Raw genomic sequence first — 26,417 nt, 5'->3', positions numbered from 1 at the left:
CGCCGGCAGACCGGCGACCGAGGTCAGGCCGGTCGGACGGACTCGGCCTGCGGACCCTTCGAGCCGGTGCCGACGTCGAAGGTGACCGCCTGCCCTTCTTCGAGGACCTTGTAGCCGTTCATGTCGATCGCGGAGTAGTGGACGAAGACGTCCTGCCCCCCGCCGTCGACGGTGATGAATCCGTAGCCCTTCTCGGCGTTGAACCACTTGACGGTGCCGTTGGCCATTCTCTTGCTCCCTGCGGTGTTGCATTGCCACTGACGACGGCGCGACCGGTCCGCGACCGCCGGGTCCGAGCGCATACCTGCCTCACCCGGGTCTTCGCGGTGGAGGCACCGGCACGGTGTCGCCCTCGGATCACTGGGGTGACCAATTCCAGATCGTATCGGCGGACGCGCCGCCGACAAGAGGTGCGGACCAACTTCTTCATCCCGGCCGACGGAACTCAACATGCCCGAAACAAACGTGCAACAAACGGCACGACGAGTGGGGCGGAACGCCCGTCGCGGGTCAGCCGGCGTAATCGGCGCCGAGCACCACGGTGACGGCCGCGTTCGGGAACGCCGACGACTTGGCGACCGTTCCGACGCCGAGCGTCTTGACGATCCCGCGCGCGATCGCCGCCTCGGCATCCGTCTGGTAGTAGACGATCGTCTGCGAGGCGTCCTGGGATCCGGCGTTGCCGTCGCTCGCGACCACCCAACCCGCGTTCTCGAGCGTCGCGGTACCGGTGGCGGCGAGTCCGGCGGTGGAGGTCCCGTTGAGCACCGTGAGCGTCATGGTCTTCGGCTGGTCGCTCGGCGCGGCGGTCGCGGCCGTCGTCGACGAGGACGACGCTCCGCTCGTGGCCGACGCGGACGCGGACGACCCGGTCGTCCCGGGGTCGGTGAACTGCGTGCTGTTGTTGGCGACCTCGAGCACGACGATGCCGATCACGACGAGCACCGCGCAGGCGAGCGCGGACCAGGCCACCAGGATCCAGCCACGGCCGCGCCTCGGGAGACCGCGGTGTGCCCCGACCCTCGGGCCGTCGGCGACGTCGTCGAATCGGTCTCGGGGGTATCTCGTCATGGCTGTCCTGCGGGCCCTTCACGGTCGGCGCGAGGCGGTGCGAAGGACCGTGCGGCGCGGGCACTGGTCCGTGCCCGGCGCAGTCGCTGCAGTCGCGTCACGAGCTGCGGATCGTAGGCGAGCGCGGCCGGGGAGTCGATCACGCGGTTGAGCACCTGATAGTAGCGGGCCGGCGACATGTCGAAGCGGACGCGGATGTCGGCTTCCTTCGTCCGGTCGTGCCGCGCCCGATCGTGCTCGAACGTGAGGATGCTCCGTGCGAGCTCCGAGAGATCGGAGTCGGTCCGGGATCCGGTCACGTCGGTCCTCCTGGTCGGATGGCTCGCCGGTCGGCTGGCCTCCGGTCATGCTAGGGCGGCATCCACGCCGGACCCTGGCATGGCCCTGGCAGGTCGGAAAGACACCGATCAGGCCGTCGGTGCGCCGAGCATCCAGGACGGGTTCGCACCGAGGGGCGTGACGGTCGTGCCGTGGGCGTCGGCGAGCGCCAGGGCGACCCCGTCGAGCGAGACCGTGGCGAAGGCCGACGGAGCGGCGAGGTCGATGCCCCGCTCGGCGAGTTCCCCCACGGGCGGCAGGGTCGCGGCGACGTCGTGGAGCGACCCCGTCCGCTCCATCGCCACCCAGCGGACCCCGCGGTCCCGGAGCCGCTCGACGACGCGCTGCCGGTCCGAGCCCGGCAGGTAGACGAGCGTGCCGAGCGTGAGCACGACGGGCGTCGCCCCGCGCGGCAGCAGGTCGATCGCGCGGTCGAGGTCGTCCGGGGCGGTCCCGCGGACGGCGGTGTACGGGTCGGCCCGCACGGCGTCGGCGGCCCGCCGCATGAGCGCGACACGGTCGGTCCCCTCGACGGGGACGGACTCGACGAGCCGGTCGAACGCCCCGGGGGACCGCAGGTCGATCGGCGCCGGATCGAGCCCGACCCGCGCCACCACGTCGAGCTGGGAGGGCCGGCGCGACCCCGTCCCGTCGGCCCGGCTCCCGGCGTCACCCGTCGACGGCCGGGAGGCACGGGACCGGCCCGCACCGCGCCTCCCGGCAGACGGAGCGGCGGGTCCCGGACGCATCTGGAACCGGAGCGGGATCTCCGGCTCGCGCGCGGCCTCGGCGACGCGGACGGTGTCGTCGAGGCGGTCGACGTCGACGGTGGCGTGGTCCGGGACGATGCAGAGGCCGGCGCTCACCCCCACCTCGAGGAGCGCGAGCGGCCCCGGGATGCCCGCGAGCACGGGGACGACCGGCGCCATGCGTCGGGGGTCGTTCGTCTGGGTCGTGGACACGGCCAGCTCGGCGAGCAGCCGGTCGGGGGCGTCGCGGACGAGCCGGAGGAGGGCCTCCCGGTCGGTCGGGTCGGCGCCCAGGCGGCGCGCGACGGCGAAGAGCAGCTCGGGCTGCCGCTTGGTCGGGGCGACACGGATCAGCAGGTCGACGGCGGCGTCGTCCTCGGCGATCGACGCCGCCCAGCGGGCGGAGGTCGGCGAGGCGGTCACCATGCGCTCGGCGTGGTGGCGGTAGCGGCGGCGGGTGGCCTCGGGGCCGTCCGGCTCCGGCTGGTGCGGGGGCTCCGCGCGGCCCGGTGCGTCAGCGGACAGCATCGTCCCCGACCGCCGCCGCGCGGTACATCCCCACGTGGCGGATGCCCGCCTCGACGTAGGGTTCGCCGAACGGCACGAACCCGGCGGCGGCGTACAGGCCGGCGACGTACTCCTGCGCGTGGAGGAGGAAGGCCTCGTCCGGGTGGGCGGCGAGCACGGCCTCGACGAGCCGACGCGCGAGCCCCTGTCCGCGGTGCTCGACGGCCGTGGCCACGCGGCCGATGACCCGGGTCGCGGGCAGGTCGACGGCCGGCTGGACCTCGTCCGCGGCGGGTCGGATGCAGCGCAGGTAGGCGCGGGCGACGCCGTCCTCGCCGGGGATCCACCAGTGTTCCGTCTCCGGTTCGCGGTCCCGGCCGTCGAAGTCCTCGGCCGTCACGCGCTGCTCGAGCGCGAACACCCGGTTGCGCAGGCGGACCACGGCGTAGAGGTCGTCCGTCGTCAGGGCGTCCCACCGGCCACGGTGGACGGAATGCTCGGTCATCGGTGCGAGTTTAATGACATGACCGCGTCACGAGTGCGGTCACGACCAGGAGGAACCCATGGCATACAACGTGGAGAAGACCGACGCCGAGTGGCGTGAGGAACTCGACCCGCAGCAGTACGCCGTGCTGCGGCAGGCCGCGACCGAGCGCCCGTGGACGGGTGAGCTGCTCGACGAGGAGCGCGCCGGCGTCTACACCTGTGCGGCGTGCGGTGCGGAGCTGTTCAAGAGCGGCACCAAGTTCGACTCGGGCTGCGGGTGGCCGTCGTTCTACGAGTCGGTGCGCCCCGAGGCCGTGCAGCTCATCGAGGACCGCACGCTCGGCATGGTGCGCACCGAGGTCCGCTGCGCGAGCTGCGGTTCGCACCTCGGGCACGTGTTCCCGGACGGTTTCGGCACCCCGACCGGCGACCGGTACTGCATGAACTCGATCTCGCTCGGGTTCTCCCCCGCGGCGGACTGACCTCCACCGCGACACCTCGGCTCGTCGGTACACTTGGCGGGCCAGCCGGCATGGCGCAATTGGTAGCGCACCGTACTTGTAATACGGGGGTTGCGGGTTCGAGTCCCGCTGCCGGCCCCGATCGCCGCGTCCGCGGTGTCCGTCTGCCGCGGTGTCAGCGGCACGACCAGTCGAAGTCGAGTCCGCTCGCCACACCCCCGACGACGTACTGCACCATGGCCACCCCGCCGTCGACGAGGCCCGGCCCGGCGCACGCCTCCTTCGCCCGGGCGAGCGGGGTCTCACCCGTGGCGATCCAGCTCGGCGCCGAGGCCAGGGCGCTGTTCGGTGTGGTCCCGCCACTGATGATCCCCCACTGGTACCCGGTCGAGTAGAGCCCGACGGCGATCCCCCGGGCGGCGAACGCGTCGGTCATGCCGTCGAGCACCGCGACGTTCGTGGCGGGGTCCCGCCACGTGGCACCGGTCTCGACGTCGAGCCACCAGCGGTACGCCGTCGGATGGGACACGCCCCGGTCGACGACGTCGCGGACCGCGATGTCCCAGCCGTACATGTACGAACAGGCGACGCCGTCGGAACCGGGCGTGCACACGCCGTACACGCTCGTGACCCTGGCCCCCTCGGGATCGACGTTCGACGTCGGCCAGCCACCGCCCGGCACGTGGCGGCCCGGGTTCGCCGTGTTGACGTACAGCGCGGCACGGGGCTGCCCGGCACCGCCCGCGGAGTCCCGCGCCCAGGCGAGCTGCGCGGCGAGGCACGGGTTCGTCGTGGTGCCGGACCCGTCGTTCACACCGATCACCGCGAACGCCTGTCCTGCCGGCAGGGCCCCGTGGCACTGCGGCCACGAGACGTCGTTCCCGAGGCCGGAGGGCGCCGAGCCGTCCGTGAAGTAGCCGGCGACGTCCAGGTGGAGGGTCGCCACGCCTCCCGACGCGACGGCCTGCACCGACGCCTGTCGGAGCGCGACCGGCACGAGTCCCGCCACGGCTCGGCCCGCGGTGAACGCGAGCGCGACCCCGCCGTCGTCCCGGCCGTAGGGGGCGACCCGGAGCGCACCGGCGGGGCCGGATCGTTCGAGCGATGCGGTGACGAGCACGGCGGTCGCGTCGCCCGGGACGCCCGCGCCCCCGGCGAGTTGGATCTGCGTCGCGGCGCCCGTCGTCGTGCCGGTGTACGCCCGAACGGCCGTCATCGGGGTGAACACGGCCCCGGAGTCCGAGCGCGCGTACGCGCCGAGCACGTCGAGGGTCACCGTGGCCGAGCCGGCCGACACCGCGACGGACAGGGCGCCGTCGTCGAGCTGGGCCACGACCGCGTTCGCCGCGACGGCCCCGCGCGTGAACTGCTGGACGCCGATCCGGTTCGTGCGTCCTGCCGGGCCGACCCGCAACGACCCCGGCGCGGTCGGGTGCACCACGGTGGCCTCGAGGACGACGGCGGTGGCGCCCCTGGGCACCGTGACGCCGTCCGCCACGGGGACGCGGACCGGATGCGTGCCGACCGTGCCACGGAACGCCCTGGTGGTGTCGACCGGCTGGTACGTCGATCCCTGCGCGGCGCTCGTGTAGGCCCCCGACACGATCACCGACACCGAGGCGGAGCCGTCCGACAGCGCGACCTGGAGGCGACCGTGGACGAGACGGACCGTCGCGAGCCCGGTGACGGTCGTGCCCGCCGTGACGCGCTGTGTGGCCACCGGTGCGTCCTGCCCCGCCGGCGTGACCCGGACCCAGCCGTCGTCCGTCGGAGCCGTGACGCGGACGTCGACGACGACGGCATCGGCCGCGGGGGCGACCCCCGCGCGACCAGCGACCGGCACCGCCACGGGTCGTGTGCCGACGTCGCCGCGGAACACGAGGGCGCGGGTCAGCGGCGTGAACCGGTCACCGGACGACCCGTCCGCCGCGAGGTGGGACGACCGTGCGGACCCGACGGCCACACCCGCCGCGACGGCGAGCGCGAGCACGCCGATGACCGCCACGAGCAACGCGGTGAGCCGGGCCGGACGCCTGCGTCCGCTCCGCATGGTCCCCCTCGGTCGACGTGGACGCTGCACGGCACGAGGCCACGCACCGCCCCCGGGGAGCGCGCGTGGCCTCGTGGTGCGTCCGGTCACGGATCAGGAGAGCGACCGGCGCGACAGCGGGTAACCAGCCCACCGATGCCGAGAGCATGACAGGCGGATCGACGTCGGACAACGTCTCCGAGCCACGCCGCGCCGCTTCCTGTGAGGATTCTTGGTATCGAGGGGGACGCTCAGCGGCCCCCGGTCAGCTTCCGGTCGCGCTGCGCCACACCGGCGGTGCCGTACGGGTAGTCGTCGATACGGGGCGTGCTCGCCTCGGAGAGCGCCGTCAGCTCCTCCGGGGTCAGCACGAGGTCCGCCGACGCCAGGTTGTCCTGCAGCTGCTCCACCGTGCGGGCACCGAGGATGACCGAGGTGACGGCCGGCTGCGCGAGCAGCCAGGCCAACGCGACCTGCGAGTACGACGTGCCGTGGGCCTCCGCGGCCGCGCCGACCGCCCCGAGGACGGCCCACGTGCGCTCGTCGGCGTTCCGCGCCTCCCACGCCTCCATGCCGCGCTTCGGGTTCTCACCCAGCCGGGTCGCACCCGTCGGGGCCTGGTCCCGCTGGTACTTGCCCGACAGCCACCCGCCGGCGAGCGGCGACCACGGCAGGAGACCGATGTTCGCGTCGAGGCACGCGGGCACGATCTCGTGCTCGATGTCGCGCACGAGCAGGTTGTACTGCGGCTGCAGGGTCACGGGCGGAGCCCAGTGGTTCGCCTTCGCCTCGTAGACCGCCTTCGTGATCTGGTAGCCGAGGTAGTTCGAGAACCCGTACGCGCCGATCTTGCCGGCGGACACGGCGTCGTCGAGGAACCGGAGGGTCTCCTCGATCGGCGTCAGGGCGTCCCACGCGTGCATCTGGTACAGGTCGATGTAGTCGACACCGAGCCGCTCGAGGGACGCGTCGAGCGCCCGCGTCAGGTGGCGGCGCGAGAGGCCGACGTCGTTCGGGCCGTCGCCCTGGGGGAACCGGCCCTTCGTGGCGATGACGACCTGCTGCGCCTCGGTCGGGTGGTCTGCGAGCCAGCGACCGATGATCCGCTCGGACTCGTTGCCCGAGTAGACGTCCGCCGTGTCGATGAAGGTACCGCCGGCCTCGACGAATGCGTCGAGGATCGTGCGTGAGGTGGGTTCGTCGGCTTCACTGCCGAACGTCATGGTGCCGAGCGTCAACGACGACACGGCGGCACCGCTGTTACCGAGGAGTCTGTAGTCCATGTCGTGGACGCTAGCCCTGGGTGGCCTCCGCGTCCGCGCGGGTGCGCTGCAGGAACGCGATCGCGGCCTCCCGGAACGCCCGCGAGGTCGGCGCGTTGAAGTGGTTCCGGCCCGGGATCTCGACGAACTCGGCACGCGGCGCCGCGGCCGCGAGGCGCTGCGACGCCGCGAGGATGCCGTCCTCGCTCCCCGCCGCCAGGAGCAACGGCTGCGTCGGCGCGTTGTCCGGTCTGGGCTCGACGCTGTCCCGCATCCCCTCGACCATCGCGACGAGCGCACGGAGGTCGTTGCCCGGGACACCGGAGGCCATGGTCAGGTAGGCGTTCGTCACGCGGTCCTCGACGGGCTCGCCACGCTCGATGAACGCCCGCGCCTGGTCGACCCGGACCCGTCGCATCGGGTCCGCGTCCGGGATGCCCCCGAGGACCGCTCGACTGATCCGGTCGGGGATCCGGTCCGCGGTGTGCCATCCGACGCGTGCCCCGAGCGAGTACCCGAGGTACGCGACGTCGTCGAGCAGGTAGGCGTCGACGACCGCGGTGACGTCGGCGACGAGGAGGTCCATCGAGTACTCCTGCGGCCGGTGCGGCTTGCTGCTGCGGCCGTGCCCGCGCAGGTCGACGACGACGACGCGGTGGCCGGTGCGCGTGAGGTCACGGGTCCACCCCGACGCGTGCCAGTTGAGGAGCCCGGAGGACGCGAACCCGTGCACGGCGACCACCGCGGGGGCGTCCGGGTCGCCGTGGTCGTACGTGGCGATGTCGAGACCGTCCGGCGAGACGACGACGCGTGGACGGGGGGCTTCGGGGACGAGCGACATGGCGCGGACCAGGCTACCGACGACGTGGCATCGTGGCGGCATGGACGGCTACGGCGCAGACCAGATCCGGGCGGCCGAGGCGCCGCACCTCGCCGCGGGCGAGCCGCTCATGCAGCGGGCCGCCGCCGGACTCGCCGACGTGGTCGACGAGCTGCTCGGCGACCCCGCGGTCGTCCCCGGCGACGGCGAGCGCACCGTGCTCCTGCTCGTCGGCAGCGGCGACAACGGCGGCGACGCGTTGTTCGCCGGTGCGGCGCTCGCCGCACGCGGTCACCGCGTCGAGGTGCTGTGCCTCGGGTCGCGCGTGCACGAGGCGGGGGCGGCGGCCGCGCAGCAGGCCGGCGCGGTCCTCCTCGAGCACCCGGACGACGACGAGACGGTGCGGGCGGCGGCGCTGCGGGCCGACCTCGTGCTCGACGCCGTGCTCGGGATCGGACGGACGAGCTCGACGGCACTCCGCTCGCCCGCACGGGAGGCCGTGGGCGTCATCCGGGACCTCGCGCGGGACCAGCGCGCTCCGTCCGTCGTCGCCGTGGACGTCCCGAGCGGCATCGACCCCGACACGGGCGCGGTCGCCGACGACCACGTGCTCGAGGCCGACGTGACCGTCACGTTCGGCGGCGTCAAGGCGGGGCTGCTGCGCGGTCCGGGGCGGGCCCTCGCGGGACGCGTCGTGCTCGTCGACGTCGGCATCGTCGCGGACCTCGCCGCCGTGGAGCCGCTCGTCCGGACCTGACCCGACCGGGAGCGCACCCGCCCCGCGGGACTCAGCCCCGCGCCTCCCGGTACGCCTCGACGAACCGCAGGTACGTGACGGCGATGAGGTCCTGGGCGTCCTCCTCGGCGAGGCCGCGGTCCAGGACGTCGCCGAGCGGCTGCTCCCAGATGCTCCGGCCGATCGCGAAGCCGACGAACCCGTCGAGTGGTGCGGCCACCGAGAGCCAGTGGTCGAGCGCGTCCTCCGAGGCGTCCCGACCGAGGATGACGCACTGCACGCTGTCCCGGCCGCCCTGCTTCGTGGCGGCGACGACCCGCTCGGCGTCCTCGCGGCGGTCGAGGCCCTCGATCTTCCAGATGTCCGGATCCACGCCGTGCTCCTGCAGGAACCCGATGACGTCGACGGTGAGCGACGGGCGCAGGTCCCGGTCGTAGTCCTCGACCGACGCCTTCTGCTCGTCCGTGCCGGGGACGAGCAGTTCGAGCAGGAACGACCGGCCCGCGTCGCGCAGGGTGCTCGTCACGCCGGCGAGCCGTTCGGCCTGCCCGCGTCGTTCGTCGGCGTCGAGGTCCGGGTTGTCGCGGACGAGGACCTTGACGTGGTCGGGGTCGAACTCCTCGACGTGCTGCATCCACAGCCCGTCGTCCCCGTCGCCGTACTCGAACGTGAAGAAGTCGTGGCCCGACGCCTCGATCGGCATCGCGAGCTGGAGTCCCGCGGCCTTGGCCGCCCGTGCGACCTCGGCGCCGTAGCGTTCGTCGACGAGCACGCCGGTGCGCTCTCGGTCGGCTCCGCGGGTGAGGGCGTCGAGCAGCCCCCGGTAGACGAGCATCTTGCCGTCCCGGATCCGCTGGATGTCGTCCTCGTCGTCGGGCTGTCCGGACGCGATCCGGTAGGTGTGCTTGGCGAGCGAGTCCCGGTGGTCCATCGCCAGGATGAACACGGGATGCTCCGCGTCGAGCTGCGGTCGGTCGTCGAACGTGGACATGTGGCGCTCCCTCCGGGCGCGGCCCGGGAGGCCCGCCTCCACCGATCGAACGCCGTCGCCCTGGCAGCCGCCCGAGGGTCGGCGCGACCGGCCGCGGGTCGGCGCGGCCGGCCGCGGGTCGGCTCGCCCGCCCGCGGATCGGCTCGCCCGCCCGCGGGTCGGGTCAGCCCGCCGAGGACGTCGCGGTCGGAGTCGGGGTCGGGGTCGGCGCCGGCGTCTCGTCGCCGGACGCGTACGTGCTGCCCGCGGCGGTCACGACGAAGGTCCGGAACTCGGCGTTCGTGAACGGCAGGCTGTAGTCGTACCGCTTGCCGTTCACGAAGATCGTCGGCGTGCCGGTGAGCTGCCGGAGCCCGGTGCCGGGCACCCCGTGGGTGAGGACGTCGTTCGTCCGGGCGTCCACCCACGCGGCGTAGCGCTGGGTGTCGATGCACCGCTCGATGGCGTCGAGGTGCCGGATCCCGTGCACGCCCGCCACGAGGTGTCGGAGCTGTGCGTCGTCGAGGCCCTTCGTGTTCTCCTCGGGCTGCTCGGCGTACAACGCCTGGTTCACGGCGAAGAACTGGTCGGGCGACGAGTTCGCCACACAGGCCGCCGCGTTCGCCGCACGGAGCGAGTACTTCGTGCCCTGCGATCGGTTCGTCAGGATCGCGATGGGGTGGATCTCGACGGTCGCGGCACCGGACGTCACGAGGCCCCGGATGTACGCGTTGTTCTCGTGCTCGAACTGGCCACAGATCGGGCAGAGGTAGTCGATGTACATCGTGATGTGGACGGTGCCCGCGACGTCGACCGCACCCGAGGCGTCCCCGGTCGCCGAAGCACTCGGCGTCGCCGATGCGGTGCCGCTCGAACCGGCGGACGCCGACGCACTCGACGTGGCACGCCCCGCGCCGCCGGCGTCACCGCGCCCCGCTCCGACCGCGCGCAGCCCCTGCCCGATGGTGATGCCGCCGCCCGCCATGTGCGCGGGCCCCGGACCGGCCGGCTGCACCGAGCGGACGAGCACGATCGACACGACCGCGACGATCGCGATGAGGACGACGACGAGGCCCGCCTGCAGCCCGATGCGCACACCGCGCTGGCGTCGCTTCTGGCGGGCCCTGGCCTGTTGTGCTCGGATCCTCGCAGCCGCGCGGCGCTCGTTCCGCGTGGCGCGCTCGTCGCCCTCGGGACGATTCGTCATACCGGTCCTCCGTGATCGGGCCGGCCCCTCCGGCCCTCCTGTCGTCCGCGGTACCTCCCGCACCGCCCGGACGGACCTGGGAAGTGTACTTGCGTGGGCTGGGAGACCGTGGTCGGGAGGCCCATCGACGGCCGCGCCACTGGCGCCGACGTGCGAAACCGTGTTGTATGTCCCTCGATGGTCGATGTCGCCCATCCGGGGGCCTCAGGGTCACCGTTCCTCACTACGGATCGTCCGGCACGTACCTGCCGGTGAAGGAGCAAGAACGCATCATGGCGTCCGTCACCTACGACAAGGCAACCCGTCTCTACCCCGGAGGCAACCGCCCCGCCGTCGACGGCCTCGACCTCGACATCGCGGACGGCGAGTTCCTCGTCCTCGTCGGCCCGTCGGGCTGTGGCAAGTCGACCTCCCTCCGCATGCTCGCGGGCCTGGAAGAAGTGAACGACGGCCGGATCCTCATCGGTGACCGCGACGTCACCGACATCCCGCCGAAGGACCGCGACATCGCGATGGTCTTCCAGAACTACGCGCTGTACCCGCACATGACCGTCGCCGAGAACATGGGCTTCGCGCTCAAGATCGCCGGCGTCGGCAAGGAGGAGCGCGCGACCCGCGTCCTCGAGGCGGCCAAGCTCCTCGACCTCGAGCAGTACCTCTCGCGCAAGCCGAAGGCGCTCTCGGGTGGTCAGCGGCAGCGCGTCGCGATGGGCCGCGCGATCGTCCGTCAGCCCCAGGTGTTCCTCATGGACGAGCCGCTGTCGAACCTCGACGCCAAGCTCCGCGTCCAGACCCGCACGCAGATCGCGTCGCTCCAGCGTCGGCTCGGGGTCACGACCGTCTACGTCACGCACGACCAGACCGAGGCCCTGACCATGGGCGACCGCATCGCGGTCCTCAAGGACGGCATCCTCCAGCAGGTCGGCACCCCGCGCGACCTGTACGAGAAGCCGAACAACGTGTTCGTCGCCGGGTTCATCGGCTCGCCGGCCATGAACCTCCTGCCGGCGGACATCGCCGACGGTGGCGTGCGCTTCGGCACGTCGGTCGCCGCGGTCGACCGCGACGTCCTCAGCAACGCCAAGTCGTCGAACGTCACCATCGGGGTCCGCCCCGAGGACGTCGTCGTCTCGCAGTCGGGCGAGGGGCTGCCGGTCCAGGTCGACGTCGTCGAGGAGCTCGGCGCCGACGGCTACCTGTACGGCCACAGCGAGGCCGCCGGGAGCCGCGTCGACGTCGTCGCACGCGTCGACGGCCGTCACCACCCCTTCGCGGGCGACACCGTGTACATCACGGCCCAGCCGGGCCGCGTGCACGTGTTCGACACCGAGTCGGGCGAGCGCCTCGGCGACAAGGCCGTCGTCAGCGCCTGATCGGACCGACACCACCGGGAGCCTGCCGGACCGCCCCACGAAGGCGGGCCGGCAGGCTCCCGGCGTTCGGCCAGACCGTACCGTCCGCACCCTGCACCACCGAAAGCGACCCCCTCGTGCCCGACTCGATGTCCATCACCGCCGCCACCGTCGACCCTGGCCTGCTCGACCTGCCGTGGGACCTCCCGCTCGACGCCTGGCCCGACGACACGATCGCCGCGCTGCCGAAGGGCATCTCGCGACACCTCGTGCGGTTCGTGCACCTCAGCGGCTACGTCGTGGCGGTCAAGGAGACGAGCGAGGAGCTCGCCCGCAGTGAGTACGACATGCTCCGGACGCTCCAGCGCATGGACGTCCCGTGCGTGGACCCGGTCGCCGTCATCACGAACCGCGTGGGACGCGACGGGGAGGCCCTGCAGCCGGTCCTCGTGACCCGGCACCTCCGGTTCTCGCTCCCGTACCGCGCGCTCTACTCGCAGACGCTGCGGCCGGACACCGCGACGCGCCTCGTCGACGCCCTGGCGGTCCTCCTGGTGCGGCTGCACATCATCGGTTTCTTCTGGGGCGACGTGTCGCTCTCGAACACCCTCTTCCGCCGCGACGCCGGTGCGTTCGCCGCGTACCTCGTCGACGCCGAGACGGGCAAGCTCTACCCCGGCGGCCTGTCGAACGGGCAGCGTGAGAACGACCTCGAGATCGCGCGCGTCAACATCGCCGGCGAGCTCCTCGACCTGGAGGCCGGCGGTCGCCTCGACGAGAACGCGGACCCGGTCACGGTGTCCGACGGCATCGTGGCCCAGTACCGGACGCTGTGGAAGGAACTGACCGGGTCCGAGGAGTTCGACGCCTCGGAGCGCTGGCGCATCAACAGCCGGGTCGAGCGCCTCAACGACCTCGGGTTCGACATCGAGGAACTCGCGATCCGCACGACCGAGGGCGGCCAGCAGGTCCGTATCCAGCCGAAGGTCGTGGACGCTGGCCACCACCAGCGGCGGCTGCTCCGGCTCACCGGCATCGACGCCGGCGAGAACCAGGCACGGCGGCTCCTCAACGACCTCGACGCCTACCGTGCCCGCAACGGCCGCGACGAACTCGACGAGGAGATGGTCGCGCACGAGTGGGTGTCCCGCGTCTTCGAACCCGTGGTCCGGGCGATCCCCCGGGAGCTCCGCGGGCGGCTCGAACCCGCCGAGGTGTTCCACGAGCTCCTCGAGCACCGCTGGTACATGGCGCAGCAGGAGCAGCGGTCGGTGTCGCTGCCCGAGGCCACCACGGCCTACATGAACGACGTGCTGCGGCACCGCCGCGACGAGCGCATGCTCATCGACCCGCCGACGAACTCGATCGCGCTGCCCCTCGAGGACGAGGACGAGGACGAGGACTGGCGGGCGAACGTCTGACGGCTGCGGTGCACCGGTGACGACACCGGCTCGTGGGCGACGACACCGACGATACGGTCGGACCGTGACGTCCGAGGAACAGCGCGTGTGGGACCAGGCCCGCTGGCAGCGCATGAGCCAGTGGCCGCTCACGGTCGCCGCCGTGGCGTTCCTCGTGGCGTTCGCCGTCCAGGTGCTCGCGGACCTGCACGGCGCAGCCGCCCTGCCGTCGGATCTCGTCATCAACGCCACCTGGGTGATGTTCGCGGTCGACTACGTCGTCATGCTCGTCCTCGCGGAGCACCGCGGCCGGTGGTTCCGCCGCCACTTGCTCGACCTCGCGGCGATCGCCCTCCCGACGCTCCGCCCGCTGCGGCTCCTCCGCCTCGTGCAGCTGTTCCGGGTCCTGCAACGCACCACCGGCACGGCGGTCCGGGGCCGCGTCATCATCTACGTGACGGTGACGACCGCGCTGCTCGTGTTCGTCGCGGCACTGGCGATGCTCGACGTCGAGCGCCACGCCCCGCACGCGACGATCACGGACTTCGGCGCCGCGATCTGGTGGGCGCTCGTCACGATCACCACGGTGGGCTACGGCGACGTCGTGCCGGTGACGCCCGAGGGCCGGTTGATCGCGGCCGCCGTGATGATCGGCGGCATCGCGCTCATCGGTGTCGTCACGGCGACCCTGGCGAGCTGGATCATCGACCAGGTCGGACGCCGCGACGAGGAGAGCCAGGCGGTGACCCAGCGGCAGGTCCGCGAGCTCGCCGCCGAGATCCGCGCGCTGCGCGCCGAACTCGCGGACGCTCGGACCGCACCGACCGCGGGAGTGGCCTCCGCAGCCACAGCAGCAGCAACGGCACCCGCCGCAGCCGCACCCACACCAGCAGGAACGGCACCCGCCGCAGCCGCAGCCGCACCGACCCCGCGGACGACGCCTCCAGCGCAGTCCCGGTGACGACGGATCCGAGCGTCAGGCCCGTCGACGGCGGCGGGCGACCTCCCACAGGGTGACGCTCGCGGCGATCCCGGCGTTGAGCGACTCCGTGGCGCTCGAGATCGGGATCGACACGACGGCGTCGCACGTGTCCGTGACGAGCCGCGACAGGCCCTTGCCCTCGCTCCCGACGACGATGACGATCGGCCGGTCGGCGAGTTCGAGTTCGTCGAGCTGCACGTCGCCGTCACCGTCGAGTCCGAGCACGAACAGCCCGCGCTGCTGCAGGGCTTTGAGCGTCTGCGTGAGGTTCGGCGCCATCGCCACGGGGATGCGCGCCGCGGCACCGGCCGAGGTCTTCCACGCCGAGGCCGTGACGCCGACCGAACGGCGCTGCGGCACGATGACACCGTGGCCGCCGAACGCAGCCGTGGAGCGGATGATCGCGCCGAGGTTCCGGGGGTCCGTCACGCCGTCGAGTGCCACGAGCAACGGCACCTGGTCGCGACGCTCGGCCGCGTCGACGAGGTCGTCCGCGTGGGCGTACTCGTACGGCGGCACCTTGAGCGCGACACCCTGGTGCACCGCGTCGTGGCCCGAGATGCGGTCGAGCTCGGGCCGCATGACCTCGAGCACCGGCACACCGCGGTGCGTCGCCAGCGCCAGGATCTCCTTGACGCGGTCGTCGACCTCGATCCGGGCGGCGACGTAGAGCGTGCTCGCCGGGATCCGCGCGCGGAGCGCCTCGAGCACGGAGTTGCGCCCCGTCACGAGCTCCGACTCGTCACCCGACCGCCGCGGTGCCGGCCGGGAGGCGCGGGGCTGCGGCGCGCTCGACGCACCGTGCCGCTGACGGGCGGTCTCGAGCCGTTCCTGCGCGGCCTTGCGCTTGCCCGCGGGGTGGTACGGCCGGTCCTCGGCCTTCGGGGTGGGGCCACGCCCCTCGAGCGCCTGGCGCCCCTGCCCGCCCGAACCGACCTGCTTGTTGCCGGTGCGGCCGGAGCGGACGGCGCCCGGACGGCCCTTGCGCTTGCCGGAGGTGTTCTTCACGCGATGCTCCAATGGGTTCCGGAGGGGGTGTCCTCGATCGTGATGCCGGCGGCGGCGAGGTCGTCGCGCACGCGGTCCGCCGTGGCGAAGTCGCGGGCGGCACGGGCAGTGGTGCGCTCGGCGACGAGCCGCTCGACGAGTTGGGCGAGCGGACCGGCGGCGCGGTCCGAGGCCTCGGGGCCGGCGGACCAGGTGTCGGCGAGCGGGTCGATCCCGAGCACCTCGACCATGGCCGTGACCTGCTGGTGGGCGGCGCCGAGCGCGGCGATGTCGTCGGCGTCGAGCGCGGCGTTGCCGGCCCGGACCGTCTCGTGGAGCACCGCGAGGGCCTGCGGAACGGCGAGGTCGTCGTCCATCGCGGCGGCGAACGCGTCGGGGACGACGGCGGCCACGCGCACGGGCTCGTCCACGAGGCGCCGGCGGGCACGCGACAGGAACCCGGCGATGCGCTCGAACGCCGCCTCGGCCTCGGCGAGGGAGCCCTCGTGGTGGTCGATCGTCGAGCGGTAGTGCGCCGACGCCAGGAAGTACCGCACCACGACGGGGCGCGCGGCCGCGAGGAAGTCCGCCGCGAAGATCGAGTTGCCGAGCGACTTCGACATCTTCTGGCCGTCGACCGTGACGAGGCCGTTGTGCAGCCAGTAGGTGGCGAAGGCGTCACCGGCCGCCGTCGACTGCGCGAGTTCGTTCTCGTGGTGCGGGAAGCGCAGGTCGAGGCCGCCCCCGTGGATGTCGAACGCCGCACCCAGGTACCGCCGGGACATCGCGGAGCACTCGATGTGCCACCCCGGTCGCCCCGCACCCCACGGGGACGGCCAGGACGCGGATGCGGGCTCACCCGCCTTCGTGCCCTTCCAGAGGGCGAAGTCACGCGGGTCGCGCTTGCCCCGCGGATCGGCATCGGTGGCGTCCACCATGTCGTCGCGACGCTGGTGCGTCAGCGCTCCGTAGTCCGGCCAGCTCGCCGTGTCGAAGTAGACGTCGCCCGAGTCGTCCGCCGCGGGGTAGGCGTGCCCGCGCTCGACCAGGCGCGTGATGATCGCCTGCATCTCGGACACGCTCGCGGTGGCCCGCGGTTCGTAGGTCGGGGGGAGGATCCCGAGCGCCCGGTAGCCGGCCGCGAACTCGAGCTCGAACCGGTAGGCGCGGGCCCACCACTCCTCGCCGGACCCGGCCGCGAGGTCGAGGATCTTGTCGTCGATGTCCGTGACGTTCCGGACGAGCGTGACCTCGTACCCACGGTGCACGAGCCACCGCCGCCAGAGGTCGTAGACCAGCGCCGAACGGAGGTGCCCGATGTGCGGGGAGGACTGCACCGTCGGACCGCAGACGTACATGCCCACGTGGCCGTCGGTCAGCGGCGTGAAGGGGACGACCTCCCCCACGCGGGAGTCGTACAGGCGAACGGTCACGGCCTCAAGACTATGGGGTCGTCCGTCCGCGTGACTCAGTCGACGGCCGCCATGTGGACGGTGTCGGCACCCGTCGCCCTGTGCACGAGCGCCGTGGCGATGGCGGCGAGCCCCTCGCCCCGACCCGTGAACCCGAGGCCGTCGGTGGTCGTCCCGGACACCGCGACCGGCACACCGACGACCGCCGCGAGTGCGTCCTGCATCTCCTCGCGCCGGGCACCGATCCGCGGCCGGTTCCCGATGACCTGCACGCTGACGCTCGTCGGCACCCAACCGGCCTCGGCCAGGAGCGCCACCGCCCCCTGCAGGAACACGGTCCCCGACGCGCCGGCGTAGCGGGGATCATCGGTCCCGAACCGGCCGCCGATGTCCCCGAGCCCGGCGGCGGACAACAGGGCGTCGCACACCGCGTGCGCGACGGCGTCCCCATCGCTGTGGCCCGCGAGTCCGGGCTCATCCGGGAACGCGAGCAGCCCGACCCGGCACGGCACCGCGGCGTCGAACGCGTGGACGTCGACACCGAGCCCGACGCGTGTGGCGACCGGCACCTCGGCCGGGAGGCCCGGACCAGGCGAACCCGACGGCCGCCGGTCCGCCCCGCGGTCGGCCACCACGGCCTCCGCGCGACGGAGGTCCCAGGCGGTCGTGATCTTGAAGGCGTCCGCGTCACCCGCCACCACGTGCACCACGCCGCCCGCGGCCTGGAACACCCCGGCGTCGTCGGTCTCGGAGCGAGCGGCGGACGCGTACGCGGCCCGGAGTGCGTCGAGCGGGAACCCCTGGGGCGTCTGCACACCGACCAGTGCGGCTCGGTCCACGGTCTCCACGACGACGGCGCCGTCACCGGGACCGAGGACGTCGACGCGCTTCACGGTGTCCGTCACCGGGAGCGCCGGGACGACCCCCGCGCCCGTGGTCCGCACGGCCTGGAACACCCGCTCGACCTGGTCGGCCGGGGTGAGGCACCGGGCGGCGTCGTGGACGAGCACCGAGGCGACGGAGTCCGGCAGGGCTGCCAGGCCGGCCTCGACGGACGCGTGGCGATCGGGGCCTCCCGGCACGACCGCCGTGTGGCCGACCGCCGGTCCGGCGACGTCGGCGACGAGGGCACGGCACTCGTCGAGCCGCTCGACGGGAGCGACGACCACGACGAACGTGGGCTCGGCGAGCGTGAACAGCGGTTCGAGCGCCCGCTCGAGCATCCGGCGGCCGGCGACCGGCACGAACGCCTTCGGGACGCCGAACCCGAGCCGGGTCCCCGAACCCGCCGCGACCACGACGACCGCGCGCACGACGGCACCGACGTCATGGGACGTCGGCGCCGTCGTGGGTGACCGGAGGGTCACGGATGCATCAGGAGGCGAGGACCTCGTCGAGGACGGTCGAGGCCTGGTCCTCGTCGGTCTTCTCGGCGAGGGCGAGCTCGGAGATCAGGATCTGACGGGCCTTGGCGAGCATGCGCTTCTCGCCGGCGGAGAGACCGCGGTCCTGGTCGCGGCGCCAGAGGTCGCGGACGACCTCGGAGACCTTGATGACGTCACCCGAGGCGAGCTTCTCGAGGTTCGCCTTGTACCGGCGCGACCAGTTCGTCGGCTCCTCGGTGAACGGGGCGCGCAGGACCTCGAACACGCGGTCCAGGCCCTCTTTGCCGATGACGTCACGGACACCGACGAGGTCGACGTTGTCCGCCGGCACCTCGATCGTCAGGTCACCCTGGGTGACACGCAGCTTGAGGTAGACCTTCTCCTCGCCCTTGATGATCCGCGTCTTGACTTCAGAGATGGTTGCCGCCCCGTGGTGGGGGTAGACGACGGTTTCGCCGACCTCGAATTGCATGTGTTGAGCTCCGTTCCGAGACCTTCAGTTTACCACAAGCATTTGTCGAGTAATGGGCGGCCGGTGGGGCTGCACGGGCAGTGCCCCCGCCCATCGCTAGGATGGGGCGGGTCGCCGTGGGCCCGCTGCGATCCGGTGTCGCGCGGGTCGCTGACAGCGGCCCCAGCCGCACCGCGCCAAGCTCGGATGCGTCCATGACGGCTGTCCCACCGGTCAAGCATCGTGACTCCTGGAGGAAAGTGTGAGAGCTCGGGTTCTCGTGTCCATCGCCGTGGCGGCGTCCATCGCCGTCGGGACCGCCGGCTGCGAGTTCCTCACCGAGGCCGGCACCACCAAGGGGTACAACGCGAGTGACGGCGTGAGCACCTCCGTCGGTGCCGTCGACGTGCGCAACGCCCTCCTCCTCACCAAGAACGGCAAGCGGGCACGGCTCGTCGCGTCGCTCGTGAACAACGCGGACAGCAAGCGCACCGTGACGATCGAGCCGAAGGACCACGCGGGGCAGTCCGTGACCGTCGTCATCCCGGGCAACTCCTCGGTGGACCTCGGCAGCACGAGCCCCACCGCGCAGGAGGTCGTGTTCCCGAAGCTCGACTCGAAGGCCGGCTCGCTGGCCCGCGTCTACTTCACCTACTCCGGCGCCTCGGGCAAGTCGATCTCGGTCCCCGTGCTGAACGGCGCGATGGAGGAGTACCGCACGCTCCTGCCCACCCCGCAGCAGTCGCAGACCCCCACCCTCACGCCGACGCCGACCTCGACGGCCACGCCGGTCGGCTGACGGTCCGACGTCCCGCAGCACCGACGGCGCCTCCGACCTCCGGGTCGGGGGCGCCGCGTCGTCCGCCCCGCCGAACGGGGATCGGATCGGACCGGCCGCCGCGGACGCAGCGCCGCGCAGGCAGCGCCGCGCAGGCAGCGCCGCGCAGGCAGCGCCGGGCAGGCAGCGCCGCGCGCGGCCGAGAGGCGCGGGTCGGGCCCGCACCGTCCCTCCCAGTCGGCGGCCGCCGGATCAGGCCTCGATGCGGTAGCCGAGCCCGCGCACGGTGACGAGCACCTCGGGCACGGACGGCGTCCGCTCGATCTTCGAGCGGATCCGCTTGATGTGCACGTCGAGGGTCTTCGTGTCCCCGAAGTAGTCGGACCCCCACACGCGGTCGATGAGCTGACCGCGGGTCAGGACGCGCCCGGCGTTCCGGAGGAGCAGCTCGAGGAGCTCGAACTCCTTGAGCGGCATCGGCGTCTCGGCGCCGTCCACGGTGACCGTGTGCCGCTCGACGTCCATCCGGATGGCGCCCACCTGCAGCACGCCGCTGTCCGCCTGGTCGTCGTCGACGCGGCGCCGGAGCACCGCGCGGATCCGGGCCAGGAGCTCGCGGGTCGAGTACGGCTTCGTGACGTAGTCGTCGGCACCGAGCTCGAGGCCCACGACGACGTCCACCTCGGAGTCCTTCGCCGTGAGCATGATGATCGGCACGTTCGACCGCGTCCGGATCTGTCGGCAGACCTCGGTGCCGGGCAGCCCCGGGAGCATGAGGTCGAGGAGCACGAGGTCCGGCGTCACGGCGTCGAACTGCGCGAGTGCGGCGACGCCGTCGGCGGCCACGGTGGTCTCGTAGCCCTCGCGCTGCAGCAGGAAGCTCAGGGGGTCGCTCAGGGCGGGTTCGTCGTCGACGATGAGGATGTGGGTCACGATTGCTGCTCTTCCAGGTGCTCTTCGAGGGCTGATGTGAGTTCAGGGTCGGCTTCCGGGATCCGGATGGTGAACGTCGATCCGCGGCCGGGCTGGGACCAGACGCGGACGTCGCCGCCGTGGTTCGCGACGATGTGCTTGACGATCGCGAGCCCGAGGCCGGTGCCGCCGGTCGCCCGGGACCGCGCAGGATCGACCCGGTAGAACCGCTCGAAAACGCGGTCCAGGTCGACCTCCGGGATCCCGACCCCCTGGTCGGTGACGGTGATCTCGACGAAGCCGTCCGCCCGCCGCACGCCGAGTCCGACGCGGGTGTGGTCCGGTGAGTACTTGACCGCGTTCGCGACGAGGTTCGAGACCGCGACCTGGAGCAGCGCCGCGTCGCCCATGACCCGGAGCTTCGACTTCTTGGCGCGGACGATCTGGATGTCGCGGCTCGCGGCGACGACCGAGTTCGCGTCGATCGCCGCCTGCACGATGCCGTCCACGGCGACCTCCTCGCTCGTCTCGACGACGTCGAGCGACTGCAGCCGGGACAGCTCGATGATGTCCTTCGTCAGTGCGCCGAGCCGCTCGGACTCGGTCACGAGCTGGGCGGCGAACCGGCGGACGTGCTCCGGGTCGTCCGCCGCCGCGACGAGGGTCTCGGCGAGCAGGCCGATCGCACCGATCGGGGTCTTGAGCTCGTGGGAGATGTTCGCGACGAAGTCACGACGGACCTCGTCGATCCGTCGACTCTCGGTGAGGTCGTCGGCGGTGAGCAGCACGTACCGGTTCCCGAGCAACGCCGCGCGGAACCCGAGGTACCCGACCGCGTCGCGGCTCCCCCGGGTCAGCTCGAGGTCCTCGGTCGCGTTCTCGCCACTGCGGCGCACCCGGTCCACGAGGTCGACGAGCTCGTCGTGCACGAGCCGCCGCCGCACGACGAGGCCCACGACGAGCGCCTGCGGCGAGGCCGCGACCACCGTGTTCGACGGGTCGACGACCACCGCGGGGTTGTGCATCGTCGCGATCACCGCCGCGACGCCGTCCGGCAGGTGCCGCTCGGCGACGTCGGCCGCCCGGGCGGTCCGCTCCGCCGCGATCACCAACACCACGACGCCCGCACCGAACACACCGCCGAGGAGCATCGACAGTGGCACGAGCCACGCGTTGTCCATGGACGCCAGTGTAAGGACGGACGCCCACCCCTCCAGCCCCGGTGCACGGAGGACCGGGGGTGCCGCGACGACCGTTCAGTCGGCCGTCACCGTCCGTTCACCTGGACGGCCGACACTGTTCGGGCATCCGCCGACGATGCACCAGGTGAGATGTGCCGACGGAAGGGCTCATGATGCGCGAAGTGTTCCAGCAGGAGCTCCAGGACGTCCAGGAGCGGCTCGCCGAGATCGCCGCGCTCGTGGCGACCGCGATCGACCGCGCGACCACGGCGTTCAACGACTCGGACGTCGCGCTCGCCGAGCAGGTGATCGCCGACGACGCGAAGATCGACCACGCCGCCCAGTCGCTCGACGAGCTCGCGATCGACATCCTGGCCCGCCAGGCCCCCGTCGCCCGCGACCTCCGGACCGTCGTCAGTGCGCTCCGCATCAGCGCCTCGCTCGAGCGCATGGGCGACATGGCCGAGCACATCGCGCAGCTCGCCCGCTACCGCTTCCCGGAGAAGGTCGTCCCGAAGAGCCTCCGCTCCACGTTCCGCGACATGGGCGCCCTGGACGTCGCGATGGCCGACAAGCTCGCGCGGCTGCTCCTGACCGAGGACGTCACCCTCGCCGAGGAGATCCGTGACGAGGACGACCGGGTCGACGAGCTGCACGCCAGCGTGTTCGACGCCGTGCTCGGGGAGACCTGGAAGGGCGCGACGATCGACACGGTCGACGCGACCCTCGCCAGCCGGTACCACGAGCGCTTCGCCGACCACGCCGTGTCCATCGCCAAGAAGGTGCAGTACCTGGCGACCGGCGACTGGGTGGGCGCGGCGGCCGAGTAGCCGGACCCGCCGGGTCGATGGCCGACCCGGCTCTGCGAGGATGGTCGTATGGCTGCCGTCGCGATCCTCGTCAACGGACTCCCGGGATCGGGCAAGACCACGCTCGCGGCCGGCCTGGCCGAGGTGCTCGGATGCCCGCTCCTGTCGAAGGACGCCGTCAAGGAACCGCTCGCCGACATCGCGGGCCCGATGATCACGTCGCGTGCACTGGGCGGCGTCGCGATGGACACCGTCTGGGGCATGGCCGCGGCGGTCGAAGCCGGCGTCGTGCTCGACGCGGTGTGGCTCCCGACGCGTGATCGGGAGCACCTCGTGACGGGACTGGCGCGCGCCGGGTCCCCGCGGTTCGTCGAGGTCTGGTGCGACGTCGACCGGACGGTCGCCGAGGAACGCCTGCGCGACCGGTACGACCCCGGCTCGCCCCTGCGGCACCCCACGCACGGCGATCTGGAGGACGTGCTCGCCTTCTGGGACGAGCACGCGGCCGCCGCGGGGCCGGTCGGGCTCGGGCCCGTCGTGCGGGTCGACACCGGCGCGGCCCTCGACGTCGCGCAACTGGTGCTGGAGATCAGCCGACACTTCGGCGCCTGAAGAGGGCGCCGAGATCGCAGAACACGCCGCTCACCTCTGGAGGTGAGCGGCGCGTTGTGCGATCTCGGCGGGGAGGGGGAAGGCCGGGAGCTGCCCCTACTTCTTGCCCTGAGCGGCGACCGCGGCGGCACCCGCGGCGGCGGCGTCCGGGTCGAGGTACCGGCCGGGACCGGTCGGACGCTGCTCGTCGTCGAGCTCGTACACCAGGGGGATGCCCGTCGGGATGTTGAGGCCGGCGATGTCGGTGTCCGAGATGCCGTCGAGGTGCTTGACGAGCGCCCGGAGCGAGTTGCCGTGGGCGGTGACGAGCACCGTGCGGCCCGCCGCGAGGTCGGGCACGATGTCCGACTGCCAGTACGGCAGCAGGCGGTCGATCACGAGCGCGAGCGACTCCGTCCGCGGCAGGTCGTCGCCGAGGCCCGCGTACCGCCGGTCGTGCGCCTGGGACCACTCGGCGTCGTCGGCGATGGGGGGCGGCGGGACGTCGAACGACCGACGCCACTCCATGAACTGCTCCTCGCCGTACTGCTCGAGCGTCTGCGCCTTGTCCTTGCCCTGCAGGTCGCCGTAGTGCCGCTCGTTGAGACGCCAGTTCCGCTTGACCGGCAGCCACGCGAGGTCGGCTTCGAGCAGGGCGATGTCCGCCGTCTGGATCGCCCGCGTGAGCACCGAGGTGTAGAGGACGTCGGGCACGATCCCCGACTCGGCGATGAGCTGCCCCGCACGCTTCGCCTCTTGCTCGCCGAGCTCACTGAGCCGCACGTCGACCCAACCGGTGAAGAGGTTCTTCTGGTTCCAGTCGCTGTTGCCGTGCCGCAGGAGGACGAGTGTCGAGGTCATGCCCGGAGTCTACCGAGCGGCCCGGAGGCCCGATCGGACGAGCCCGCCCTGGCCCTACCCTGGGTGGATGCCGATCGGGAACGTCACGCGCGGCACCACCGGCACGAACCGGTTGCGGCGCGTGGACCGGTGGATCGCCGCACTCCCGGTGCTGCGCCGCACGGAGGATCCGCTCGTGGCCGACCTCGGCTACGGGGCGAGCCCGACGACGACGCTCGAACTCCGGGACCGCCTGGCGCGGGTCCGGCCCGACGTCGAGGTCACCGGGATCGAGATCGAGCCCGAGCGGGTCCGGATCGCACGGCTCGCCGAACGTGACGCGGTGACGTTCCGGCTCGGCGGATTCGAGACACCCACGCCCCGGGGTCGTCGCCCCGCCGTCATCCGCGCGTTCAACGTGCTTCGCCAGTACGCCGAGGACGAGGTCCCGGCCGCCTGGGCGCTCATGACCGACCGACTCCAGCCCGACGGGGTCCTGGTCGAGGGCACGTGCAACGAGGTCGGCCGCGTCGCGAGCTGGATCGACGTCACGCGGGGCGGCCCGCAGACCCTCACGGTGTCGCTCCGCCTGGCCGGACTCGAGGCCCCCTCGATCGTGGCCGAACGGCTGCCGAAGGCACTCATCCACCGGAACGTGCCCGGGGAGCGCGTGCACGACTACCTGCGGGACCTCGACCACGCGTGGGCGGTCGCCGCGCCGCTCGGGACCTACGGGCCCCGCCAGCGGTGGATCGCCACCGTCCGGGCGATGCGCGACCGGGGGTGGCCGGTCCTCCACGGCGTCACCCGATGGCGCCTCGGCGAGGTGACCGTGCCGTGGTCGGCGGTCGCGCCGGCGTGAGCGCGGCCGGATCAGCGCGCCGCCGCCGGACCGACGTCGGCGGCACAGGGGTCAGGAGGTCGGGCGTCGGACCGCGCCGAGGCGCGGCATCCGGGGCACGTCCGCGGTCGCCCCCGCGCTCGGCGGGACGATCACCTGCTGCGCGGCCGTGACCAAGGTGTCCTCGGCGTCCGTGACGAGGACCGCGGTCGGGTCGACCGTGCGCTTGACCACCGCGAGCGCGATCGGACCGAGCTCGTGGTGCGTCGCCACCGCGGTGACCCGGCCGACCTCGGCGTCGTCGGACTGCACCCGGACCACGGCGCCCGGCGTGGGCAGGACCCCCTGGGAGCCGTCGAGGTGCAGGAGCACGAGGCGGCGCGGCGGATGCCCGAGGTTGTGCACCTTCGCGACGGTCTCCTGCCCGCGGTAGCACCCCTTGTCGAGGTGGACGGCGGAACGCATCCAGTCGAGCTCGTGCGGGATCGTTCGCTCGTCGGCGTCCGCGAGACGCGGGCGCCACGCGGCGATGCGCAGGGCCTCCAGGGCGAGCGTGCCCGCGACGGGCACGTCGGACGCGGCGAGCGCGGCGGCGTCCGCGGGCGTGAGCACGGCGAGACGGAGCGACCAGTCCCGGCCCGGGTGGTCGGACGGGTCGGCGTAGCTCCAGCCACCGACGGCGATCGCGGCCCAGGGGTCCGTCCAGGTGACGACGGGGGCGAACGCGGCCAGGGGCGCGTCCGCGAAGGCGCCGACGACCCGGTGCTCGGCCGACCGGTCGGCCACGTCGACGCGGAGCATGAACCGCATCGACGTCAGCCACGCCGCGAGTGGTGCGGCGTCGCCGGGGTCGGTCACGAGCCAGGTGGTGGTGCCGTCGTCGACGACGCGCGCCGCGTGCTCGAGTCGTCCGGAGGCATCGAGCACGAGGGTCTCGGTCGGGACGCCCGGAGCGAGGCCGAGCAACAGCTGCGTCGTCATCGAGTTGAGCCACGACAGCCGGTCCGGGCCGGTCACCGTGACGACGCCGTACGTGCCGAGGTCGACCACGGCGCGGCCCCGCTCGAGCAGACGCTGTTCGCCGAGCGGGTTGCCGTAGTGCGCCGCGACACCCGCGCCGTCGTCGACGTACCCGTCCCGCGTCGCGAAGGGGGTGCCCTCCCGGTCCGGCGAGGTGGTGCCGTCGGCGTTCGACATGGTCACTCGACCCGGGCGAGCTGCCCGGAGGCGTGCGAGGTGAGTTCCTGCCCGAGCGCCGCGATGTCCCACGCCCAGAACAACTTGCCCTCGACGAGGCCGTACATGCGCGTCGCCGCGGAGTACTCCTTGGCGTTCGAGGAGCGCATCACGGCGTCGGTCGACAGATCGATCCGGGGCCCGTGGATGCGCCCGACGTAGAGCTCGTTGACGCCGGTCGGGTGGATGATCGAGGCCTCGATGTCGAAGCCGTCGTCGTTGTTGCGGAGCGCCTCGACGCTCCGGGCGGTGGTGAACGGCATCGCGCCTTCGCCCAGGAGCATGGCGGGACCGCGGTCCCCCGGCTCGGACGGACGGTCGAGCCGCCAGTACCCCATCTCGGCGGTGAGTGGCGTCTGCCGTTCGTCGAGGAGCCAGGCGGACGACGAGTAGTTGAGGTAGGGCAGGCCGTCGTGGCTGAAGCTGACCCGCTGGCCGAACTCGTGCTCACGGACGTCGTCGCCCACGGGGTAGTGCACGACGCCCGTGCCTTCCCACACGCCGATGAGCCAGGACAGCGGGACGAGCTCGGCCGGGAGGTTCGATGGGATGTCGATCATCGGGTCAGCGCTGACCCTTGAAGAGCTTGACGAGCACGACGACCGATGTGAACGCGATGGCGAGCGACGCGAGCCCGAGGAGAC

The 26,417-nt window shown here is 72.6% G+C and carries 28 protein-coding genes and 1 tRNA gene; 10 read left to right on the top strand and 19 right to left on the bottom strand.

The features are described from left to right. Window positions 1-23: 23 nt before the first annotated feature. The 5 genes from DEI92_RS08125 to DEI92_RS08105 form a co-directional block, all read right to left on the bottom strand. Window positions 24-227, bottom strand: coding sequence for a cold-shock protein (locus DEI92_RS08125; protein WP_111010502.1), 204 nt, complete (start codon window positions 225-227; stop codon window positions 24-26). A gap of 283 nt (window positions 228-510) precedes the next feature. Continuing rightward, on the bottom strand, window positions 511-1,071 hold the full coding sequence (locus DEI92_RS08120) for a LytR C-terminal domain-containing protein (RefSeq protein WP_111026291.1): 561 nt from the start codon (window positions 1,069-1,071) through the stop codon (window positions 511-513). Further along, entirely contained in the window at window positions 1,068-1,370 is a 303-nt protein-coding gene (locus DEI92_RS08115; RefSeq protein WP_111010504.1) for a DUF3263 domain-containing protein, read from the bottom strand. The genes DEI92_RS08120 and DEI92_RS08115 overlap by 4 nt, the downstream gene beginning before the upstream one ends. A gap of 108 nt (window positions 1,371-1,478) precedes the next feature. Beyond that, window positions 1,479-2,666 carry a DUF2332 family protein gene (locus DEI92_RS08110; protein WP_111013097.1) on the bottom strand — a complete coding sequence of 396 codons (1,188 nt, stop codon included), beginning with the start codon at window positions 2,664-2,666 and terminating at the stop codon, window positions 1,479-1,481. Beyond that, window positions 2,653-3,150, bottom strand: a complete 498-nt coding sequence (locus DEI92_RS08105) for a GNAT family N-acetyltransferase (RefSeq protein ID WP_111013096.1) — start codon at window positions 3,148-3,150, stop codon at window positions 2,653-2,655. The genes DEI92_RS08110 and DEI92_RS08105 overlap by 14 nt, the downstream gene beginning before the upstream one ends. 58 nt (window positions 3,151-3,208) lie before the next feature. Here DEI92_RS08105 and msrB point away from each other — a divergent pair, with 58 nt between their 5' ends. Next, on the top strand, window positions 3,209-3,613 hold the full coding sequence (gene msrB, locus DEI92_RS08100) for a peptide-methionine (R)-S-oxide reductase MsrB (RefSeq protein ID WP_111010507.1): 405 nt from the start codon (window positions 3,209-3,211) through the stop codon (window positions 3,611-3,613). A gap of 44 nt (window positions 3,614-3,657) precedes the next feature. Continuing rightward, window positions 3,658-3,730, top strand: a tRNA-Thr gene (locus DEI92_RS08095). Window positions 3,731-3,767: 37 nt separating this feature from the next. On the opposite strand, the gene DEI92_RS08090 is transcribed toward DEI92_RS08095, so the two are convergent. The 3 genes from DEI92_RS08090 to DEI92_RS08080 form a co-directional block, all read right to left on the bottom strand. Beyond that, window positions 3,768-5,642 carry a hypothetical protein gene (locus tag DEI92_RS08090; RefSeq protein ID WP_111013095.1) on the bottom strand — a complete coding sequence of 625 codons (1,875 nt, stop codon included), beginning with the start codon at window positions 5,640-5,642 and terminating at the stop codon, window positions 3,768-3,770. 230 nt (window positions 5,643-5,872) lie between these two features. Next, on the bottom strand, window positions 5,873-6,904 hold the full coding sequence (locus DEI92_RS08085) for an aldo/keto reductase (protein ID WP_111013094.1): 1,032 nt from the start codon (window positions 6,902-6,904) through the stop codon (window positions 5,873-5,875). A gap of 10 nt (window positions 6,905-6,914) precedes the next feature. Next, window positions 6,915-7,724, bottom strand: coding sequence for an alpha/beta fold hydrolase (locus DEI92_RS08080; RefSeq protein ID WP_111013093.1), 810 nt, complete (start codon window positions 7,722-7,724; stop codon window positions 6,915-6,917). 40 nt (window positions 7,725-7,764) lie between these two features. Between DEI92_RS08080 and DEI92_RS08075 the strand changes: the two genes are divergently transcribed. Further along, complete coding sequence (locus DEI92_RS08075; RefSeq protein ID WP_111013092.1) at window positions 7,765-8,460, top strand: NAD(P)H-hydrate epimerase; 696 nt, start codon at window positions 7,765-7,767, stop codon at window positions 8,458-8,460. 31 nt (window positions 8,461-8,491) lie between these two features. On the opposite strand, the gene DEI92_RS08070 is transcribed toward DEI92_RS08075, so the two are convergent. Further along, window positions 8,492-9,430 carry a 2-deoxy-5-keto-D-gluconate 6-phosphate aldolase domain-containing protein gene (locus DEI92_RS08070; protein WP_111013091.1) on the bottom strand — a complete coding sequence of 313 codons (939 nt, stop codon included), beginning with the start codon at window positions 9,428-9,430 and terminating at the stop codon, window positions 8,492-8,494. A gap of 163 nt (window positions 9,431-9,593) precedes the next feature. Beyond that, entirely contained in the window at window positions 9,594-10,616 is a 1,023-nt protein-coding gene (locus tag DEI92_RS08065) for a thioredoxin domain-containing protein (protein WP_181434756.1), read from the bottom strand. A 272-nt stretch (window positions 10,617-10,888) separates the two neighbouring features. Between DEI92_RS08065 and DEI92_RS08060 the strand changes: the two genes are divergently transcribed. The 3 genes from DEI92_RS08060 to DEI92_RS08050 all read left to right on the top strand — a co-directional run bounded on the left by DEI92_RS08060 (window position 10,889) and on the right by DEI92_RS08050 (window position 14,329). Next, entirely contained in the window at window positions 10,889-11,989 is a 1,101-nt protein-coding gene (locus tag DEI92_RS08060; RefSeq protein WP_111013089.1) for an ABC transporter ATP-binding protein, read from the top strand. Window positions 11,990-12,105: 116 nt separating this feature from the next. After that, window positions 12,106-13,389, top strand: a complete 1,284-nt coding sequence (locus DEI92_RS08055; RefSeq protein WP_111010515.1) for a DUF4032 domain-containing protein — start codon at window positions 12,106-12,108, stop codon at window positions 13,387-13,389. A gap of 64 nt (window positions 13,390-13,453) precedes the next feature. Beyond that, window positions 13,454-14,329 carry a potassium channel family protein gene (locus tag DEI92_RS08050; protein WP_258370126.1) on the top strand — a complete coding sequence of 292 codons (876 nt, stop codon included), beginning with the start codon at window positions 13,454-13,456 and terminating at the stop codon, window positions 14,327-14,329. Between the two features lie 15 nt (window positions 14,330-14,344). On the opposite strand, the gene rlmB is transcribed toward DEI92_RS08050, so the two are convergent. The 4 genes from rlmB to DEI92_RS08030 form a co-directional block, all read right to left on the bottom strand. Beyond that, complete coding sequence (rlmB, locus tag DEI92_RS08045; protein WP_111013088.1) at window positions 14,345-15,358, bottom strand: 23S rRNA (guanosine(2251)-2'-O)-methyltransferase RlmB; 1,014 nt, start codon at window positions 15,356-15,358, stop codon at window positions 14,345-14,347. Next, window positions 15,355-16,770 carry a cysteine--tRNA ligase gene (gene cysS, locus DEI92_RS08040; RefSeq protein WP_111013087.1) on the bottom strand — a complete coding sequence of 472 codons (1,416 nt, stop codon included), beginning with the start codon at window positions 16,768-16,770 and terminating at the stop codon, window positions 15,355-15,357. The genes rlmB and cysS overlap by 4 nt, the downstream gene beginning before the upstream one ends. A gap of 35 nt (window positions 16,771-16,805) precedes the next feature. Then, complete coding sequence (gene ispD / locus DEI92_RS08035; RefSeq protein ID WP_258370142.1) at window positions 16,806-18,062, bottom strand: 2-C-methyl-D-erythritol 4-phosphate cytidylyltransferase; 1,257 nt, start codon at window positions 18,060-18,062, stop codon at window positions 16,806-16,808. Between the two features lie 61 nt (window positions 18,063-18,123). Further along, window positions 18,124-18,606, bottom strand: a complete 483-nt coding sequence (locus DEI92_RS08030) for a CarD family transcriptional regulator (RefSeq protein WP_111010518.1) — start codon at window positions 18,604-18,606, stop codon at window positions 18,124-18,126. A gap of 241 nt (window positions 18,607-18,847) precedes the next feature. On the opposite strand from DEI92_RS08030, the gene DEI92_RS08025 reads away from it, so the two are divergent. Next, complete coding sequence (locus DEI92_RS08025; RefSeq protein ID WP_146242882.1) at window positions 18,848-19,384, top strand: hypothetical protein; 537 nt, start codon at window positions 18,848-18,850, stop codon at window positions 19,382-19,384. 231 nt (window positions 19,385-19,615) lie between these two features. Here DEI92_RS08025 and DEI92_RS08020 read toward each other — a convergent pair whose 3' ends face one another. Together DEI92_RS08020 and DEI92_RS08015 are read right to left on the bottom strand one after the other, a co-directional pair. Further along, on the bottom strand, window positions 19,616-20,296 hold the full coding sequence (locus tag DEI92_RS08020) for a response regulator transcription factor (protein ID WP_111010520.1): 681 nt from the start codon (window positions 20,294-20,296) through the stop codon (window positions 19,616-19,618). Next, window positions 20,293-21,456 carry a cell wall metabolism sensor histidine kinase WalK gene (locus DEI92_RS08015; RefSeq protein WP_111013085.1) on the bottom strand — a complete coding sequence of 388 codons (1,164 nt, stop codon included), beginning with the start codon at window positions 21,454-21,456 and terminating at the stop codon, window positions 20,293-20,295. The genes DEI92_RS08020 and DEI92_RS08015 overlap by 4 nt, the downstream gene beginning before the upstream one ends. A gap of 173 nt (window positions 21,457-21,629) precedes the next feature. On the opposite strand from DEI92_RS08015, the gene phoU reads away from it, so the two are divergent. Together phoU and DEI92_RS08005 are read left to right on the top strand one after the other, a co-directional pair. Next, window positions 21,630-22,286, top strand: coding sequence for a phosphate signaling complex protein PhoU (gene phoU, locus DEI92_RS08010; protein ID WP_111010556.1), 657 nt, complete (start codon window positions 21,630-21,632; stop codon window positions 22,284-22,286). A 48-nt stretch (window positions 22,287-22,334) separates the two neighbouring features. Then, window positions 22,335-22,877, top strand: coding sequence for an ATP-binding protein (locus tag DEI92_RS08005; protein ID WP_220037259.1), 543 nt, complete (start codon window positions 22,335-22,337; stop codon window positions 22,875-22,877). A 96-nt stretch (window positions 22,878-22,973) separates the two neighbouring features. Here DEI92_RS08005 and DEI92_RS08000 read toward each other — a convergent pair whose 3' ends face one another. After that, the gene (locus DEI92_RS08000) at window positions 22,974-23,717 is read right to left on the bottom strand and encodes a phosphoglyceromutase (protein WP_111013084.1); all 744 of its coding nucleotides are present in this window, start codon (window positions 23,715-23,717) and stop codon (window positions 22,974-22,976) included. Between the two features lie 67 nt (window positions 23,718-23,784). On the opposite strand from DEI92_RS08000, the gene DEI92_RS07995 reads away from it, so the two are divergent. After that, window positions 23,785-24,558 carry a class I SAM-dependent methyltransferase gene (locus DEI92_RS07995; protein WP_111013083.1) on the top strand — a complete coding sequence of 258 codons (774 nt, stop codon included), beginning with the start codon at window positions 23,785-23,787 and terminating at the stop codon, window positions 24,556-24,558. 51 nt (window positions 24,559-24,609) lie between these two features. On the opposite strand, the gene DEI92_RS07990 is transcribed toward DEI92_RS07995, so the two are convergent. Beyond that, entirely contained in the window at window positions 24,610-25,734 is a 1,125-nt protein-coding gene (locus tag DEI92_RS07990; protein WP_111013082.1) for a folate-binding protein YgfZ, read from the bottom strand. Window positions 25,735-25,736: 2 nt separating this feature from the next. Then, a complete protein-coding gene (locus DEI92_RS07985) occupies window positions 25,737-26,333 on the bottom strand; it encodes an FABP family protein (RefSeq protein WP_111010525.1) in 597 nt (198 codons plus the stop codon). Window positions 26,334-26,417: the final 84 nt, after the last annotated feature.

Source organism: Curtobacterium sp. MCBD17_034, assembly GCF_003234515.1.
Taxonomy (GTDB): domain Bacteria; phylum Actinomycetota; class Actinomycetes; order Actinomycetales; family Microbacteriaceae; genus Curtobacterium.
Note: the sequence above shows the minus strand (reverse complement) of the source record. Positions and strands in the feature narration are given on the sequence as shown.